Source organism: Corynebacterium sp. HMSC066C02 (assembly GCF_001814945.1).
Taxonomy (GTDB): Bacteria; Actinomycetota; Actinomycetes; order Mycobacteriales; family Mycobacteriaceae; genus Corynebacterium; species Corynebacterium aurimucosum.
Genome location: NZ_KV818463.1, coordinates 102,250 through 120,252, shown reverse-complemented (window position 1 = coordinate 120,252; position 18,003 = coordinate 102,250). Strand labels below are relative to the sequence as shown.

Sequence of the window (18,003 nt, the reverse complement as noted above, 5' to 3'; positions counted from 1 at the left end):
TATCCCTTTACTTGTCGTTAGTTGGTGGTCTGGTCGTCAGCCTTGGCGTCCTGTGCCTTGTCGGCTGCTTCCGCTGCCGGCGTGCCCGGGCGCTTCTTTTGCACCCAACCTTCGATGTTGCGCTGCTTGCCGCCGGAGACCGCGAGCGCTCCCGGGGGAACGTCGTCCTTAATTACTGTACCCGCACCGGAGTAGGCGCCATCACCGACGGTAACGGGAGCAATGAACATGGTGTCCGAGCCAGTGCGCACGTGGCTGCCGATGGTGGTGTGGTGCTTGTTGACGCCGTCGTAGTTGACGAAGACGGAGGAGGCGCCAATGTTGGAGTAGTCACCCACGGTTGCATCGCCGATATAGGTCAGGTGGGGAACCTTGGTACCGCGGCCAATCTGGGCCTTCTTCGCCTCGACGAAGCCGCCCAGCTTGCCTTCTTCACCCACGATGACGCCGGGGCGGATGTAGGTGAACGGGCCAATCTGCGCATTGCTGCCAATGACGGAGTCGAAGCCGTGCGTGCGCACCACGCTGGCACCTGCTCCGACCTGCATATTGGTCAGGGTGGTGTCGGGGCCAATCTCGGCGCCATCGGCGATGATCGTCGCACCCCACAGCTGGGTATTGGGGTGAATGACAACGTCCTGGCCAATGGTCACGTTGACGCCGATCCAAGTGGTATCGGGATCAACGATGGTGGCGCCGCCACGCATGGCTTCCTCGACCACACGGCGGTTGAGAAGGCGGCCGGCCGCGGCCAACTGTACGCGGTCGTTGACACCGGAGAGCTCCTCCGGATCAGCAGCAACGTGCGCGCCGACGCGGTGGCCGGCCTCGCGGGCGATCTCCAGCACATCGGTGATGTAGAGCTCACCCTGGGCGTTATCGGAGTTGAGCTTCGTCAGGGCGTCGCGAAGCACGGCCCCATCGAATGCGAAGACGCCGGAGTTGACCTCGCGCACCGCGCGCTGCTCTTCGGAGGCATCCTTCTGCTCCACGATGGCGGTGACAGAACCATCCTCGGCGCGCAGCACGCGGCCGTAACCGGTGGGATCCTCCAGAGTCATGGACAGCACGGTCACGGCGTTAGCTTCGCCGGTGTGGGCCTCATGCAGCTGACGCAGGGTCTCCGGGCGTAGCAGGGGAACGTCACCGTTAGTCACGATGACGGTGCCATCGAAATCAGGCAATGCACTCAGGCCGCACTGCACGGCGTGGCCGGTACCGTTCTGCTCTTCCTGGATGGCCTGGGAGACCGCGCAGTCCAGCTCCTCGGAGATGGCATCGACGGCAGGGGAGACCTGGTCGCGCTGGTGGCCCACGACGACCACGAGGTGCTCTGGGTGCAGGCCAGCGGCTGCGTGGAGGGCGTGGCCGAGAAGTGACCTCCCGCCAATCTCATGCAACGTCTTCTGGGTTGAGGATTTCATGCGGGTACCTGCGCCTGCTGCAAGGACGATGGCGGCGCAGTTAGTTACTTCAGCCACGAGTGTGTGCTTCTCCTGTGATTGGGGATGTCAGGACTTACTTTTTTCATCATAACGCGTACGTCCTATTTTCCGCGTGATACCTCCGGAAGTGCGCGGGCACGCCATGCTCCAAGTAGCCCGATGCAGGCCAGGAACAAAATGGCCGCCGAGGGGCCAGCCAAAGCGATCACGGCGGAGATACCGCCGATCACGAGGAGGATGACGCCCATCATGGTGTTCGCGGCTCCGACGTAGCGGGTGCGTTTATCCTCGCCCGCCATATCCACCACATAGGTCTTGCGCGCCACGCGAATGGCAGCGTGCGCCAGGTTGACCAGGAAAAATCCGAGGGGAAGCGCCCACATGCTTACCGCTGTCGGTGCCCACGCCGCACAGGCCACGATGGCCAGCAAGATGATCGCCGCGGCACCTGCGGCCCAGGACATGACCAAGCGCGACGACTTATCAGAGAGCACACCGGATACACGGCCGCCCACGAGGCTGGCCAAGCCCGAGGCCAAGACGAAGCCACCGAGCCCACTCAAAGCCTGCGAGCCGATGCTCTGTGAAAGCACCACGATGAAGGAGGAGGATAGGGCAGACACCAGCAGCAGGGCGCGAACGTTGACGAAGCTGCGGAAGCGCGCATCCTGGGTGTATAGCTGCCAGGTATCCTTCCACCAGCTGCGGTTCATACCTTCCCGGCCGGAGTTTTCTGGCACCGGCTCCTCGATGCCGCGAAAGACCGCTGCCGCCAGGAACCACGTGGCTGCGCCGATGGCCAGCAACGCCGCCAAACCCCAGCGCGGGAGCTCACCTAGTACAGCGAGGATGACGCCAGTAATAAGGGTGACTGCGCCGCCGAGCTGTGTAGCGCGACCGGTCACCACTCCGCGGTGCCCCTTGGAGATGGTGCGGCCTTGCACGTCCTTGCCGGTCAGCGAACACAGCGCGCGGAGTACGGCAAGCGCCGCAAGGGCGAGGCAGACGATGAGGCCGAGGAGGGGGCCTTCGACAAGCACGGCAGCCGCCGCGATGATCGCCGCGCACAGACCCTGGCCCACCGAGCCCAGCACCCACAGGCGTTTGCGAGCTGGGTGGGTGAGCACCCACGGAGTCAAGGCGGCTTGGGGGAGCATGGAACCGGACTCGCGCAAGGGCACCAGCAGGCCGGTGAAGAAGCCTGGGACCCCGGCCACACTGAACAGCCAGGGTAGGACCGTCTTTCCAGAGAGCAATTGATCGCCCACGCCCTGCAGGCCGTTCGACCAGACGAAGCGGCGGGCATTGGCGGATTCCTGGGAGTGTGACGAGCTCTGAGTCATGACTGTGATCTTAAGCCCGGCTCGGCCTTATCTGGGCCCTAAGGTTCACCTGATCTCTATCCTGGGAGGCATGTCTATCTCCGCTCGCTCTACAGTGTCCCGCCGTATTTTCGTCCAGGGTTCCGTGCTCACTGTCGCCGGTGCCGCCGTGATGGGATTGAGCGCCTGCTCCACCTCGGGGTCGAAGAATCAGCCGGAGCCGCTGGGCTACGACGGCGAGCCGCGCGCTCTGCCCATTCCGCCTGTGGAGGAAGGAGAGGTTGTCGACGGCACACGCGTATTCAAGCTCACCGCCCAAGACGGCTACTCGGAGATCCTCCCCGGTAACGACCGCACGCGGACGTGGGGCTTCAACGGTCCGTTCTTAGGCCCCACGCTGCGCGCCCGCCGCGGTGAGAAGGTCCGCGCGGAGATCACCAACGACCTCATTGAGATGACCACGGTGCACTGGCACGGCATGAAGCTGCCGGCCTACTCGGATGGCGGCCCTCACTCGCCGATTGAGGTGGGCAAGACCTGGAAACCCGAGTGGGAGATCATCCAGCCCGCGGCCACCCTGTGGTACCACCCGCACCCGCATATGGCCACCGCCACGCACGCCTACCGAGGGTTGGCGGGCATGTTCCTCATCGATGACGATGTGGCCGATAACCTCGACATTCCACAGGAGTATGGCGTGGATGACATCCCAGTCGTCATCATGGATGCCAAGTTCACCGATGACGGCCAGATTGATGAAAAGAGCGATAACACCCTGGGCCTTCTGGGCACCACGCCTCTGGTCAACGGCATCACCAATGCGCGCTTCGACGCCACCACGCGCCGGGTCCGCCTGCGCCTGCTCAACGGCGCTTCGATGCGCTTCTACACACTGGAGCTTACAAACGGCCCCTTCCACGTCATCGCCACGGACACGGGGCTTCTCGACGCCCCCGTGGAAGTCGACTCCCTCTTCCTCGGTCCCGGCGAGCGCGCCGAAATCATCGTGGACCTGGAGCCCGGTAAAGAGGTCACGCTGCGCTCGGTGCCGCGCAAGGATAACTTCGGGGTGCCCAAGGACAAGGATGCGGCTGACTTCGGCTTCCAAGATTCCTTCGACCTGCTCACCATTTCCGGGCCGGAAGAGTCCGCGCCCGAAGCCCCCGCCCTGCCGGCAACGCTTGACCCCGCTGCGGCGAAGACCCCGTCCACGCAGGGCCTTGAAGAGCGTGAGTTCGTGCTCAACACCTTCATGATTAATGGTGAGCAGATGGACATGGCCCGCGTGGATACCGTCATTGATCACGATGCCCCGGAGATCTGGACCGTGACCAATGAGAACTCTGATTGGCCGCACAACTTCCACATCCACAACGCCCGCTTCAAGGTTCTTGACTGGGACGGCGATGAGAAAATGGATGTCTTCAACTCCGGGTGGAAGGACATTGTGAACCTTCCGCCGAAGGTAACCGCGCGCCTGCTGGTGGAGTTCGGCCACTTCCCGGATAAGACCATTCCGTATATGTACCACTGCCACATGCTGCTGCATGAGGACGAGGGAATGATGGGGCAGTACGTCATGGTCAATAAAGGCGAGAAACCCGACGTGCGCGTCAAACCCGCCGCCTTAGTCTTCGACCAAACCGCCACCGCCCACTCCGCCCACGCGGGACAGGTGGTGGACTCCTCCCGCAGCCCCTATGCGACGCCGGAGGCGAGGGCCTAACCTTTCACGATTCGCTCGTAGGCACGGCCGGCTAGCGCTGAGCTGTGCCAGCGGGGTGCCGATGCGGAGGAGCTTGAAACTTGCCAAAGTGCAGACTCGCCCCGTGCGTCGCCAAGCAATGTGTTGGTGCTTCACGACGCCCACCTGGGGGTCTGTACTTCCAGGTCTGCACATTTGGTAAAGACGACCGTCAGTAGGGTTCCTTTGAATCACACTGAGGCGGCACGGGGATAGTGAACTGAATCAAATTCACCATCATGATGTGAGCAGTACGCTAGGGTCAGTATCTGTGATTCAGGACGTCGACCCCCTCATCCATTCCCTGTACCAGGTCTTTGACCTCATCGGTGTGGTGCTCAATGGCATTATCGGTGGAACGATTGCACGCCGTAGGGAATTCGACATTATTGGCTTCGTCTTCCTGGCGCTCTTTTCGGCGCTGGCTGGCGGCATGATCCGTGACATGCTGATCGCTAGCGGCCCGGCAGCGGCTATCTCTGATCCGCTGTATCTCACACTGGCGTGTGTGGGTGCGCTCATTGCTTTCTTGACGGACCTAAAGGGCAAGGCCTGGGAGATCTTCCTCGAGCACGCGGATGCTGTCATCTTGGGCGTGTGGTGCACAACTGGCTGCGTGAAGGCGCTGACTCATGGAATGCCGTTTATTGCCTGCGTATTCTTGGGCGTCTTGACCGCAGTGGGTGGCGGAATGGTGCGCGATGTTGCTTCCGGCCAGATTCCCTCGGTCTTTGGCGGCAGCCCGCTCTATGCCGTGCCGGCGGTGCTTACAGGAATCGTGATGGCATCCTTCGCGTATTTCGACCAGTTTGCCCTCGGCATGGTCATCTCGCCCTTCGTGGGCTTTGGCCTAGCAGTTATGGCGTATTGGCGCGGATGGGTGCTTCCGCGAGCCGGCATTGCTCCCTTGAACTACACCGCGGCGCAGGTGGCATCGATAGCGCGGAAAGCTGAAATTAGGGGCTTTAGGCGAGGGAACAGAAAACGCAAATAGGTTCTCGTGAGATTTGAACCTATGACTTGCTCAATACGGTCAGTACCACGCGGCCCCAGAGGCCCTCGTCCAGCGCTTTCTCGATGTGTTCCTTCGCTTTTCAACATACGCGTCATCGCTCCGTCGAACCATGCACGGTGCCCGGGGCACGCAGCTGCCCGCTACGCTGTTTGGTCCGCGATAGTGCTTTCGGACCAAGATCTTTACTGCGCTCAACCTGCTTCTCGATCACTTCTCGGGCGACTGCCACCGCGTGATGCTCATGTATCTTAGGGGGCGCATAGCTAGATGTCGTTATCCACCCCTTGTTGCGTAGCTTGTGAGGAGGGTACAGTTTCGGACCTGCGCTGCATAAACCAGGACATCAAGATTAATCAATTTAATCCTTATCCTGTTTCAAGGTCTTGATTTCGGCTTCTAGAGCTTTCATGTCTATTTCGTTGACCTTATAATCGAGTTGGCTCTGGTAGGCATTCCATTCTTCCTCAGCTTTGTTTACTGCCTGCTTGTGCTTCCTCTTCCCGTATCCTTTGAGGACTTCGCGTTCATTGAAGACGAGCCAGGATTCCGTTTTTTCCACCCAATCTTTCAAGAGCATGGTCTTTCCCATCTCGGCTTGGTCTTCTGCATAGTCTAAATACATTGTGGTGAGCCTGCGCATACGCCTAGCTTCGTCTTCGGTAAGGAAGTTTTTCGCAATGCCCATGTCGCTCCTGTGAGGCGATTCTCCGCCCCACGTCGTGAGCCCAGCGTATGGCTTGGTGCGGTCTGCGCGCTCCCAGATTAGCTCTGCTGCGGTTCGGCCGTGGGTGGCGAAGTGAAGTCGGTTTTGAATCCCTGCGAAGAATTGTTGGACTTCTTTAAATGATTTCTTTTCTTGGTAGTCAGCGCTGGTTGCGGCTATGACGTCACAGATTTTGCGGAAGAATTGGCGTTCGGAGACTCGAATCTCTCGAATGGTTTCAAGTAATTCGTCGAAGTGGGTGTCAGCACCTTCGTTTTTGAGTTTTTGAGCGTCGATAGCAAAACCCTTGGTGAGGTATTCGCGTAGAACTTCTGTGGCCCATTTTCTAAATTGTGAGCCGCGTGGACTTCGTACGCGGTAGCCAACGGCGAGAATCATGTTTAGGTTGTAGTGATTAACGGACCTGGTTTGACCTGGTACTTTCAAAAGTTGTTTGAAAGTAGCTTCTGCACCTAATTCGCCTGAGCGTGTGATTGACTGAATATGATGCGAGACGGAAGCTGTGGTGACGTCGAAGAGATCGGCCATCTGCTTCTGGGTGAGCCAGGCGTCGTTGTCTTTTAGTTGGAGTCTTACGTGTGCTTTACCATCTTGGGTGGTGTACATAGCGACTTGGTCGGGGGCAGTCAATGGTATCCTCTCCTCGTTTTCTCGTACTTCCTGCTTGTTTAGTGACGAGTCGGCAGCGAATTTGTTCGGCTCGCGATCTAGCTCGCGGACAGCGCTGTCATCCTCATCCTGCAGTGAAACAGAGGCACCGGACATGGGGCAGGATACGGGATATATTCACGTTCGAGCACGTCGTCAAAGGTTTCTGCCCAGTGGGCGAGCATATTATTGGTGCGGCGCGCTACAAATGCGATTACCTGTTGGTCTGTAAATGCCCGGAGCGGTTTCCACAGGTTCCGAGATATCGCCAGCGCAATAGCCCGCAACCTGCAAAGAAACAGGTAGACGGGCTATCCTAATCGGCTTCCCCACCAGGACTCGAACCTAGAATGACGGTACCAAAAACCGTAGTGTTGCCGATTACACCATGGGGAAACGCGCTCACATTATGAGCGCTGGGGGACATGTTACCCGACGGGTGCGTATCAGACCTAAACAGGTGGCCAAGACTCGCATTCCCGTTGCTTGCGGCTTACTTTTAGCTGGTGCGGGCCATGTCCAGTGGGGGAGATACAGTAGAAGGCATGGTTCGACAAAGGATGACCGGGCGTGAGCGCCGTGAGCAGTTGATCTCCATAGGACGTGCGGCCTTCGCAGAACGTGGCTTCGAAGGCGCCAGCGTTGAGGACATTGCAGCACGCGCTGGTGTGTCCAAGCCGGTGGTCTATGAGCACTTTGGAGGCAAGGAAGGCCTCTATGCTGTCGTCATCGACCGCGAGCTTGTCGCGTTAGAGAAGGTTGTGACGGATTCACTGCAGACGGGGTCGTGGCGCGAGCGCATCGAGCAGGGGGTCGTCGCCTTGCTGACCTACGTGGAGGAGGAGACCGATGGTTTCTTGATCCTCGTGCGTGACTCCAAGCCGGGAGAGGAGCGTAGCTTTTCCACGTTGTTGAACACGGCGGTAAATCAGATTGCGCATATCCTCGGTGAGGCCTTCGAACACCGTGGTCTCGACCCCGAGCTGGCGGTGCTCTACGGCCAGGCGCTCGTCGGCATGGTGGCCACCACAGCGCAGTGGTGGTTGGACGTGCGCGAGCCTTCGCGGGAGACCGTCGCAGCACACATCGTTAACTTGTGCTGGAATGGTCTTTCCGGCATGGAAGCAGCACCGAAGTTGAAGGGAGCTAAGTAGGTGGCAACGCCGATGCTGGGCGGGCTGCTCAAGGTAGCCGCCTCAGATCCGAAACTTAAAGGCCTCGCCTCCCAAGTGGGGGAAGCCTCATTGCACATTACTGGCATTGACCAGGCGCGCCCGTGGGCGATCGGTACGCTGGCACACCATGCGCCGGTGCTGGTGGTGACTGCCTCCGGGCGTGAGGCGGAGGACCTCACCGCGGAGCTGACGGCCATGCTGGGGGATAAGGTCGCCTACTTCCCAGCCTGGGAGACGCTTCCACATGAGAGGCTGTCGCCGGCCCCGGATATCGTCGGCAAGCGCGCGCGTGTGCTCGACCTGGTGGGGGCGGGCAAAGCCCAGGTGGTGGTGACCTCTGCCCGCGGGTATTGCCAGCCCATCCTGAGCAAGGTGGAGGGGCGTGCACCCATCTTCCTGAAGGAAGAAGATGAGCACGAGCTTTCTGATATCCTGTCGGAGCTGGAGTTTCGCGCCTATAAGCACGTGGATATGGTGGCCAAGCGCGGTGAATACGCCACGCGCGGCGGAATTCTCGATGTTTTCCCCACCACCTCGGATTACCCGGTGCGTGTGGAGTTCTGGGGCGATGAGATTACGGATATTCGCCAATTCTCCGTGGCGGACCAGCGCGCCATCCCGGAGATTGAGGTCGGCGAGGTTGCTATCTATCCCGCCCGCGAGCTGCCGATCACTAATGAGGTTGCCGCACGCGCGCGCGAATTAGCGCAGAAATTTGGTGGCAACGCAGCGCTGGCAGAGCTGTTGACAAAGGTTGGGGAGCACATCCCGGCTGAAGGTATGGAAGCTGTGCTGGCGGTGCTTGCCGCCGAGCCCTTCGTCACCCTCCCCGAGCTCCTTGCAGCAGGCACCCATGTGTTGCTCGTGGCACCGGAAAAGATCCGCACCCGCATTGCAGACCTGGAATCCACCGATGCGGAGTTCTTGGCTGCTGGCTGGGAGGCCGCTGCGATGGGCGCGGATGGTCCACTGGCTGCTGAGGGCTTGGACACCTCGGCGTCGAGCTACCGCTCCTATGAGTCCCTTGAGGCGACGTGCCGGAATATCGAGTCCCCGCTGTGGACTTTTGCCCCGCCGGGGATGTTCGCCGCCGCCGAATCGGAGACCCTGCCGTTGGACTTTGAGCCTGGCCCGACCCCGCGTGGTGATATCCCAGAGATTGATGCCATGATGGCGCAGCTTTTAGCGCACACCACCGCCGGCGGACGTGCCGCCTTCATTGCCCCTGCGCAGGGTGCGATCAAACGCATGGTGGAGCGCTTCGCGGAAAAGGGCATTCCCACCAAGGTGGCCACTCCTGGGTGGGAGCCGAGTCCTGGTGAGGTCACCCTCTACCAGGCCTTGTCCCATGCGGGTCTGGTGTTCCCGAAGGTGCGCAAGCTCAAGGACGCTGAGGCGTTGCCGTTGGTCGTCATCACGGAAACGGATCTCACGGGTAACCGTGTGGGCGATATTGCGGGGGCGAAGCGTCGCCCAGCAAAGCGCCGCAACCGCGTGGATCCCCTCGCCTTGAAGCAGGGCGACTACGTGGTGCATGAGACCCATGGCATCGGCAAATTCCTCAAGATGGCCGAGCGCACCGTCCAATCCGGTGATGAGACCTCCCGCCGCGAGTACATCGTGCTGGAGTATGCGGCCTCTAAGCGCGGGCAGCCTGCCGACCAGCTGTGGGTACCCATGGATTCGCTGGACCTGCTAAGCAAATACACCGGCGGTGAGGCACCGACGCTGTCCAAGATGGGCGGCTCGGATTGGAAGAACACTAAGAAGAAGGCGCGCGCCGCGGTGCGCGAGATCGCCGGTGAGCTGGTGGAGCTTTATGCCAAGCGCCAGGCAGCACCGGGCCACCAGTTTGGGCCCGATACCCCGTGGCAGGCGGAGATGGAGGATAACTTCCCCTTCATCGAGACGGAAGACCAAATGCTGGCCATCGATGCCGTCAAGGAAGACATGGAATCCACGGTGCCGATGGACCGCGTGGTCGTCGGTGATGTGGGCTATGGCAAGACCGAGGTGGCAGTGCGCGCAGCCTTCAAGGCGGTGCAAGATGGCAAGCAGGTGGCGGTCCTTGTGCCCACGACCCTGCTGGCGCAACAGCACGCCGATACCTTCCGCGAGCGCATGCAGGGCTTCCCAGTGGATATCGAGGTGCTCTCGCGCTTTACTTCGGCCAAGGAGTCCAAGGAGATTCTCGCCGGTTTGGCGGATGGTTCCGTGGATATCGTCATCGGCACACACCGCCTGCTGCAAACAGGCGTGCAGTGGAAGAACCTAGGCCTCATTGTGGTGGATGAGGAACAGCGCTTTGGCGTGGAGCACAAGGAACACATCAAGGCGCTCAAGGCCAGCGTGGACGTGCTCACCATGTCCGCGACCCCGATTCCGCGCACCTTGGAGATGTCCATGGCGGGCATCCGTGAAATGTCTACGATTTTGACCCCTCCGGAGGACCGTCACCCGGTCCTGACCTATGTGGGTGCGTACGAAGACAAGCAGGTCGCCGCGGCCATCCGCCGTGAGCTGCTTCGCGACGGCCAAGTCTTCTTCATCCACAACAAGGTCGCTGACATCGAAAAGAAAGCACGCGAACTGCGGGACCTAGTGCCGGAGGCCCGAATCGTCGTGGCACACGGCCAGATGAACGAGGACGTGCTTGAGCGCACCGTCCAAGGCTTCTGGGATCGCGAATTCGACGTCCTGGTGTGTACCACCATTGTGGAAACCGGCTTGGATATCGCTAATGCGAATACCCTCATCGTGGAAAACGCCCACCACATGGGCCTATCCCAGCTGCACCAGTTGCGCGGGCGCGTGGGCCGCTCCCGCGAGCGCGGCTACGCCTACTTCCTCTACCCGAAGGGCGCCACGCTGACGGAGACCTCCTATGACCGCTTGGCCACCATCGCCCAGAACAACGATCTGGGCGCCGGTATGGCAGTGGCCATGAAGGACCTTGAGATGCGCGGTGCCGGCAACGTGCTGGGCGCCGAGCAGTCCGGCCACATCGCCGGCGTGGGCTTCGATCTCTACGTGCGCCTCGTCGGCGAGGCCGTAGAGACCTTCAAAGCGCTTGCCCGCGGTGAGACCCCCGTGGTCACGGACGAAGGGCCAAAGGAAATCCGCATCGACCTGCCGGTGGACGCACATATTCCGGAGTCCTATATCAACTCCGAGCGGCTGCGCCTGGAGGTTTACCGCAAGCTTGCAACGTCCAAGGACAACGCGGACCTGGCACACGTGGTGGAAGAAATGCAGGACCGTTACGGGCCTGTCCCGGAGCCTGTGGAACGCCTTCTCGCGGTAGCGCGCCTGCGCCACCAGGCCCGCCGGGCCGGGGTCAGCGATATCACGGTGCAGGGCACACGCATCAAGGTTCACCCGGTGGAGCTGGCGGATTCCAAACAAGTGCGCCTCAAGCGTCTCTTCCCAGGTTCCAATTACCGTGCAGCGGCCAAGGCCATCCAGCTCAACTTCCCCAAGGCTGGCCGCAATGTCACCGACCCGAAGCTGCGTGACGTCGAACTCTTGCAGTGGGTGGCGGACTTCTTGGCTTCGATGTTCGAACTTGAGCGCGTCGATGTCAGTGGTGCTAAGACTAAGAAGAATGTCATTAGCGTAGGAGAAAAATAATGGACGCCAGCACCGCCGCCGGGAGTTCTCGGGCCAATCCCAGAATCGTTTTAGTGGCGGTGTGGATGGCTGCCTCGCTGCTCAGCATCCCCGTCTCGCTGGTCATCAAGTTCAGTGGTGAGAACGGTGGCTGGCTCACCTTCATGTTGATGATGTTCGGGATAATCCTGGTTGGTGTCTGGGTGCTGCTCGGTTTGCTCCCGCTGTTTATCCGCGGTGATTACACAAGCAAGCTGGGGTGGGCGTGGGTGTCGATGGCCTTAGTGTTCATCGGCTTTATCGTGGGAAACGCCAACCTGCCGGATTTTGGGGACGTCGGACCAGCCACCGTTCCGACGTGGTGGTTTGGCAACGAGGAAGCGGCCTCTATGACTGGTGGCCTCTTCCTCATCGTCAGCGCCATTGGTCATGTGCTGTGGCTAGTGAGCTGCATCGCCTATGCGGTGTTATCGCATCGCTCGGCGCCTGAGGTCTTCTAGAGCACCAAGCGGCCGGTGCCCAAGCCCCAGACCGCGGCCACTGCGCCGATAATCACCAGCGCTACCACGAACCACTCAAAAGTGTTGAACACGCGCTCCTTCTTGTACAGGCGGGTGGCCACGTAAGGAATCATGCTGGGGACCACGGCCAGCGCACCAAGCAGCACGTAGACCGGGTCGGCGGCGTAGATGAGCCACAGTGAGTAGATAAAGGCGACGAGGCCGATGAAGAGGTGGCGGCGGTTCTCGCGACGGCTCACCTCCGGGCCTGAAATATCGAAGCGCACCCCGGCATGCGGGTGAGTCAGCCCCTTGCCGCGCACGGCCAAGAGGACCAAGTACAGCGAGGAGAAGATGTAGGGCAGCAGGTACATGATGGTGGCCAGCTGCACCATGGCGTTATAGGAAGTCTCGTTGAGGAAGAAGACGATGACGAAGAGTTGAATCGTCAGCGTGGAAATCAGCTGCGCCACCCACGGCGCACCGGCGATGTTCACGGTACCGATCTTGCGGGGGAGAAGACCATCGACAGCCATCATGACGATTGGCTCCGCGCACAGCATCTGCCAGGACACGTAGGCGCCGAGCACAGAAAGGCACAGACCAAGCGAGATGAGCGCACCACCCCATTCACCCACGGCGGCGGTGAGCACGGAGGCCATCGAGTTATCCGGCAGCGCGGCGAGCTCCTCCTGGGTGAGTACACCGAAGCTCAGCGTGGACACGGAGACCAGCAGCGCCAAGACGCTGATGAAGCCGATGACGGTGGCACGGCCGACGTCGGAACGGGTGCGGGCTTGCTTCGAGTACACGGATGCGCCCTCTACGCCGATGAAGACCCACACGGTAAAGAGCATGATGCCCTGTACCTGCTCGAAGAGGGACTTATCGGAAGTCTTGCCCCAGATATCCAAGGTGAACTTGTCCCAGCTGAAACCCACGAAAGCGAGGATGATGATGAAGGCCAGGATGGGCACAATCTTGGCTACGGACGTCACCATGTTCATGATGGCCGCCTGCTTAATCCCGCGTGCGAGAACAGCAAAGATACCCCAGGACAACAAAGACACTGCGATGGCAGAAACCCAGCGGTGGTCGGCGTCAAAGAAAGGGACGTAGTGGCCGATAGTGTTGAAAAATAGGGTGGCGTAGCCCACCTGCGCCATCACGGAGCCGAGCCAGTAGCCCCAACCAGAGGTAAAGCCGATGAAATCACCCAAGCCGGCACGGACATAGGAGTACACGCCGGAGTCGAGATGTGGCTTGCGGTGAGCCAGGATCTGAAAAACGAAGGCAACAGAGAGCATGCCCACGCCAGCAATGAGCCAGCCGATGAGCATGGCACCAGGGCCGGCCACGGAGGCGATGTTTTGCGGAAGAGAGAAAATTCCGGCGCCCACCGTGGAACCGATGATGAGCGCGACGAGCGTCCACAGCGTCACGGAGTGCGTGCGCGGCGATTCGGTGAGATTGGAAGTGGTCATTGGTTAAAAGTACCCCTTTAGGCGGGCTTTTGTGCAACTGCAGCGAATGTTCATAGGGCCCGGGACCTATACTCGTTGTTTATGACTGTCCTGTTGTTAGATCCGCGCTGGCCCACCCTAATACCCATGGAGGCCGTTGGAAAACTGCAGGGACCTGTTGTTTTTACCGATGAAGTTCCTGTGAAAGTTCGCTGGGACTTCGACCAGTTACTGAGCGGTGAGGATCCTGCAGGCCACGGTGTTGTGGTGAGCACGGACCCCTCCCATCCGCAGGTGCGCGCGCTTATCGACGCCCACGCGGAGCTCATCCTCGCCCCTTCCTTAGAGGATCCGATGTGGCGGGCGCGCGAGGTGATGATGCGCGCGCGGCGCATAGGGGAGTGGGAGCGCGACCAAACCCACGAGACCCTGCTGCCATATATGGAGGAAGAGTCCGCTGAGTTTGCAGAGGCAGTGCGGGAACATGTTTCGGATGCTGAGCTGCTTAAGGAATTGGGCGATGTCTTCCTGCAGATCCTCTTCCACGCCGAAATCGCGGCACGCCGTGGGGCCTTCAACCTTGATGATGTTGCGATGTCTTTCGTCAACAAAATGCGCTCCCGCGCGCCCTACCTTTTTGATGGCTCAGAGGACATCGTGGGGGTAGAGGAACAGGAGCGCTTGTGGGCCGAAGGTAAGGCCCGAGAAAAGAAGGACTAGCCCTTCTGGATCATGGAGGACAGTAGGGGAGCGTAGTCCGCAATCTTGGAGGACAGGCCCGTGCCGCCGGTGGCGATGGTGTCTTCCTTGACAATCTTGCACTCGAGAGCGCGGTCAGCGGTCTGGCCGGCGTATTTCACAGCGGCGAAAGCCAGCGGACCGAGCTCCTTGGAGTTGCCCAGTGCAGTGAGGTTCTTTGAAAGCTGGTTGCGGGTGGTATCCGGAGTCAGAAGCTCGCCTTCGGTGCTTTGATCGATGAGTGTGAGGGTGCTGCGCAGGGTGTTGCAGTCAGCCGACTGGATGCCCTGGGAAAGGAAGCCGCCCAGCTCAGTGAGGGAAGCGGCGGAGGCGGTAGCGGGTGCGATGGCACCCAGAGTAACAATGGCGGAAGCAGTAGCGAGGATACGACGGATGGACATGGAACTCCTTGACTAAGAGAAAAGCACGTTTCTAGAACGGACAGTGATAGAACGTGGAGCACCAGCGGGGCCTCGGCTCTCTGTTCAACGCTGCAGTGTAGCGCAGAATGTTACGCGTGGGAACATTTTGACATAACTTTTGTTTCGCAAATTTCGTAGGTCGTGCCTATATAGTCGCCTCGTTGCGCCCTCTGTGTCGCTAGACCCCCTTCGCGCAACGGGCTGTAGGATTCACTTTTATGACGCAGGGGCTTAGGAGGAGCGGGGGCTGTGGCCTTGGAATTGTCTTAGCCATCATTCTGATCATTTCCCTGGTGGCCTGGAGTCTTTCCTTCCTGGATAAGCCATCCCCGTTCCGGCAGCTTTCCCCTGTCCCAGAGGATCTTCCACCGGTCGGCGGGGTAGAAGTGCCCAATATTGATGTCGACGGTCCGGGGCGCACGGCGGATAAATTGACGTGGTGGTCCGACCAGCTTGCTGATGCCACCAGCATCCCCGATCAAGCTTTGCGGGCCTATGGCAATGCGGAGTTGATTGCGCGGGAGTCCTGGCCGAACTGTAATCTGCGCTGGAATACCCTTGCGGGGATCGGTTGGGTTGAAAGCCGTCACGGGACCTATAACGGCAATCTCTTTCACCGTTCTACACTCGATGAGAACGGCTACCCCGACCCACCCATCGTGGGTATACCTCTCGATGGTACGAACAACACCACCATGGTTCCGGATAGTGATGGCGGCGTGATTGACGGCGATACCGACTTTGATCGCGCCGTCGGACCGATGCAATTTATCGCTTCTTCGTGGGAGCATTTAGGTCGTGATGCCAATGGCGATGGGGTGGCTGATCCCAACCAGATTGATGATGCTGCGCTAGGTGCCGCCGCATTGTTGTGTTTTGGGGATAGGGACCTTTCCACGCCGGAAGGCTGGCGCTCAGCCGTCCTCAACTACAACCAATCGGAGGACTACCTGCGTAAAGTGGCGGCAGCGGCGAATTCCTACGCCATTGAACAGCCTGCGACGTCCTAGTCTCTTCCTAGATCTTTGTCACGTTGTCCGTTTAAGCCCGACACGTTCCGAAGTTTTCTGGAACAATTGGCTGCAGGTGGTTTGGGAGCACCTCCCAGAACACAAACCAAGATCAATTTGGCTCTATAGGAGTGAAAGCAGCATGGCTGACATCATCCACGTAATGGCACGCGAAATTCTTGATTCCCGCGGCAACCCCACCGTTGAGGCTGAAGTCTTCCTCGACGATGGCGCACGCGGTGTCGCCGGCGTTCCGTCTGGCGCTTCCACCGGTGTTCACGAGGCTCACGAGTTGCGCGACGGTGGTGACCGCTACTTGGGCAAGGGCGTTCTTAAGGCCGTTGAGAACGTCAACGAAGAGATCGCTGATGAACTTGCCGGCTTCGAGGCCGATGACCAGCGTCTCATTGACCAGGCCCTGCTCAAGCTGGACGGCACTGAGAACAAGTCTCGCCTCGGCGCCAACGCCATCCTGGGCGTTTCCATCGCAGCAGCTAAGGCCGCTGCCGAGTCCGCTGGCCTGCCGCTCTACCGTTACGTCGGTGGCCCGAACGCCCACGTCCTGCCCGTTCCTATGATGAACATTCTCAACGGTGGCTCCCACGCTGACTCCGGCGTGGACGTCCAGGAGTTTATGATCGCTCCGATTGGCGCGGAGTCCTTCTCCGAGGCGCTGCGTCAGGGCACTGAGGTTTACCACGCACTCAAGAACGTCATCAAGGACAAGGGCCTGTCCACCGGTCTGGGTGACGAGGGTGGCTTCGCTCCGTCTGTCGAGTCCACCAAGGCAGCGCTCGACCTCATCGTTGACGCAATCAAGAAGGCTGGCTTCGAGCCGGGCAAGGACGTTGCTCTGGCACTAGACGTTGCTTCCTCCGAGTTCTTCAAGGACGGTAAGTACCACTTCGAGGGCGGCGAGCACACTGCTGAGGAGATGGCCAAGGTTTACGAGGAGCTCGTTGCTAAGTACCCGATCGTGTCCATTGAGGACCCGCTGCAGGAAGATGACTGGGAGGGCTACACCAAGCTCACCGAGACTATCGGTGACAAGGTTCAGATCGTCGGCGATGATTTCTTCGTCACCAACCCGGCACGCCTCCAGGAGGGTATCGACAAGAAGGCTGCTAACGCTCTGCTGGTCAAGGTCAACCAGATTGGTACCCTGACCGAGACCTTTGATGCCGTCGAGCTGGCTCACCGCAACGGCTACCGCACCATGATGTCCCACCGCTCCGGTGAGACCGAGGACACCACCATTGCTGACCTCGCAGTCGCCCTGAACTGTGGCCAGATCAAGACGGGTGCTCCGGCCCGCTCTGAGCGCGTAGCCAAGTACAACCAGCTGCTGCGTATTGAGCAGGAGCTGGGCGATGCCGCTGTTTACGCCGGCCGCTCCGCATTTCCGCGCTTTCAGGGCTAAGTTTGCCACTAGCCTCTAGTGGCAGTCTTCTCGGACTGTCCGCTGAGCTAGCGCTAGTTCAGAAGGTGTCACAGGAAACTGTGGCACCTTTTGCGTTGGGAGGGTAGCTGCAGAGCCCAAGTTGACGCGGAGCACGTACCGGAACGGAATTTGAACTTCTGTGACACGTGTTATTTCTGAGACACGACGCGCGCCGCACAGCACTGGGGCCGGTCCGGGATACAATGGCTTCCCGATGGCACGCACTATTTCTCCTCGTACGAAGCGCCGGAACACCGTTCCGGTACACACGCGTGCCCGCGATGCGCAGCGCACCAAGCGGAAGAAGACCCCGGTCCAGCCTAAAGGCCTGGACATTCTGGGCGTCGGTGTGATCATTGCCGTTATTCTCGTAGTCTTGTTATCCATTGCTGTCCCGCTGCGCAATTACTACCACGGCCAGTCAGAAATTGCCCGCCTAGAAAGCTCTATTGCCGCCAAGCAGGCCCATAAGGATGAGCTCCTCACCGAGATTGATAAGTACAACTCGGAGGAGTACGTCAAGCAAGAGGCGCGTCGCCGGTTCGGTGTGATGGATGAGGGTGAAACGGCCTTCCGCATTATGGATCCGCGCATGGACTCGGGTGACACGGTAACCTCGGAGCGTCGCGAGGATACCGATGACCGCGAGTGGTACGCGGTGTTGTGGGATTCTGTAGCGGAAGAAGCAGAGAATCAACCGCAAGCCCCTGCTGAATAGGACTCAACCATTCCTCCGTGTCACAATGG

General features: G+C 59.9%; 14 protein-coding genes. 9 read left to right on the top strand and 5 right to left on the bottom strand.

The annotated features are described in order from the left end of the window. Positions 1-17 precede the first annotated feature (17 nt). Together glmU and HMPREF2996_RS08645 are read right to left on the bottom strand one after the other, a co-directional pair. A complete protein-coding gene (gene glmU / locus HMPREF2996_RS08650) occupies positions 18-1,481 on the bottom strand; it encodes a bifunctional UDP-N-acetylglucosamine diphosphorylase/glucosamine-1-phosphate N-acetyltransferase GlmU (protein ID WP_083313803.1) in 1,464 nt (487 codons plus the stop codon). 65 nt (positions 1,482-1,546) lie between these two features. Continuing rightward, positions 1,547-2,788, bottom strand: coding sequence for an MFS transporter (locus HMPREF2996_RS08645; RefSeq protein ID WP_070730972.1), 1,242 nt, complete (start codon positions 2,786-2,788; stop codon positions 1,547-1,549). A gap of 70 nt (positions 2,789-2,858) precedes the next feature. Here HMPREF2996_RS08645 and HMPREF2996_RS08640 point away from each other — a divergent pair, with 70 nt between their 5' ends. Both HMPREF2996_RS08640 and HMPREF2996_RS08635 read left to right on the top strand, forming a co-directional pair. Continuing rightward, complete coding sequence (locus tag HMPREF2996_RS08640) at positions 2,859-4,493, top strand: multicopper oxidase family protein (protein WP_070730970.1); 1,635 nt, start codon at positions 2,859-2,861, stop codon at positions 4,491-4,493. A gap of 292 nt (positions 4,494-4,785) precedes the next feature. Further along, positions 4,786-5,505: a trimeric intracellular cation channel family protein gene (locus tag HMPREF2996_RS08635; RefSeq protein WP_210398915.1), complete on the top strand. Its 720-nt coding sequence runs from the start codon at positions 4,786-4,788 to the stop codon at positions 5,503-5,505. A gap of 379 nt (positions 5,506-5,884) precedes the next feature. Here the strand turns inward: HMPREF2996_RS08635 and rhuM are convergent, their stop codons facing one another. After that, positions 5,885-7,015: a RhuM family protein gene (rhuM, locus tag HMPREF2996_RS08630; protein WP_083313802.1), complete on the bottom strand. Its 1,131-nt coding sequence runs from the start codon at positions 7,013-7,015 to the stop codon at positions 5,885-5,887. 428 nt (positions 7,016-7,443) lie between these two features. On the opposite strand from rhuM, the gene HMPREF2996_RS08620 reads away from it, so the two are divergent. From HMPREF2996_RS08620 to HMPREF2996_RS08610, 3 genes are read left to right on the top strand one after another with little or no spacing between them, the layout of a single operon-like run. Beyond that, a complete protein-coding gene (locus HMPREF2996_RS08620) occupies positions 7,444-8,052 on the top strand; it encodes a TetR/AcrR family transcriptional regulator (RefSeq protein ID WP_070646275.1) in 609 nt (202 codons plus the stop codon). A gap of 12 nt (positions 8,053-8,064) precedes the next feature. Continuing rightward, positions 8,065-11,703 carry a transcription-repair coupling factor gene (mfd, locus tag HMPREF2996_RS08615; RefSeq protein WP_070730968.1) on the top strand — a complete coding sequence of 1,213 codons (3,639 nt, stop codon included), beginning with the start codon at positions 8,065-8,067 and terminating at the stop codon, positions 11,701-11,703. Positions 11,704-11,756: 53 nt separating this feature from the next. After that, the gene (locus HMPREF2996_RS08610; protein WP_246823020.1) at positions 11,757-12,182 is read left to right on the top strand and encodes a hypothetical protein; all 426 of its coding nucleotides are present in this window, start codon (positions 11,757-11,759) and stop codon (positions 12,180-12,182) included. Here HMPREF2996_RS08610 and HMPREF2996_RS08605 read toward each other — a convergent pair. Further along, positions 12,179-13,666 (bottom strand): amino acid permease, encoded by a 1,488-nt coding sequence (locus HMPREF2996_RS08605; RefSeq protein WP_070730964.1) that lies wholly within the window; start codon positions 13,664-13,666, stop codon positions 12,179-12,181. The two genes, HMPREF2996_RS08610 and HMPREF2996_RS08605, sit on opposite strands and share 4 nt — an antisense overlap. 81 nt (positions 13,667-13,747) lie before the next feature. On the opposite strand from HMPREF2996_RS08605, the gene HMPREF2996_RS08600 reads away from it, so the two are divergent. After that, entirely contained in the window at positions 13,748-14,365 is a 618-nt protein-coding gene (locus HMPREF2996_RS08600; RefSeq protein ID WP_070730958.1) for a MazG nucleotide pyrophosphohydrolase domain-containing protein, read from the top strand. Here the strand turns inward: HMPREF2996_RS08600 and HMPREF2996_RS08595 are convergent. Beyond that, positions 14,362-14,784 (bottom strand): hypothetical protein, encoded by a 423-nt coding sequence (locus HMPREF2996_RS08595; RefSeq protein ID WP_070447076.1) that lies wholly within the window; start codon positions 14,782-14,784, stop codon positions 14,362-14,364. The two genes, HMPREF2996_RS08600 and HMPREF2996_RS08595, sit on opposite strands and share 4 nt — an antisense overlap. A gap of 239 nt (positions 14,785-15,023) precedes the next feature. Between HMPREF2996_RS08595 and HMPREF2996_RS08590 the strand changes: the two genes are divergently transcribed. From HMPREF2996_RS08590 to HMPREF2996_RS08580, 3 genes are all read left to right on the top strand, one after another. Next, positions 15,024-15,815, top strand: a complete 792-nt coding sequence (locus HMPREF2996_RS08590) for a lysozyme family protein (protein WP_070730956.1) — start codon at positions 15,024-15,026, stop codon at positions 15,813-15,815. Positions 15,816-15,957: 142 nt separating this feature from the next. Continuing rightward, on the top strand, positions 15,958-17,235 hold the full coding sequence (gene eno, locus HMPREF2996_RS08585) for a phosphopyruvate hydratase (RefSeq protein WP_070730955.1): 1,278 nt from the start codon (positions 15,958-15,960) through the stop codon (positions 17,233-17,235). A 235-nt stretch (positions 17,236-17,470) separates the two neighbouring features. Further along, on the top strand, positions 17,471-17,974 hold the full coding sequence (locus tag HMPREF2996_RS08580) for an FtsB family cell division protein (RefSeq protein WP_070646291.1): 504 nt from the start codon (positions 17,471-17,473) through the stop codon (positions 17,972-17,974). Positions 17,975-18,003 lie beyond the last annotated feature (29 nt).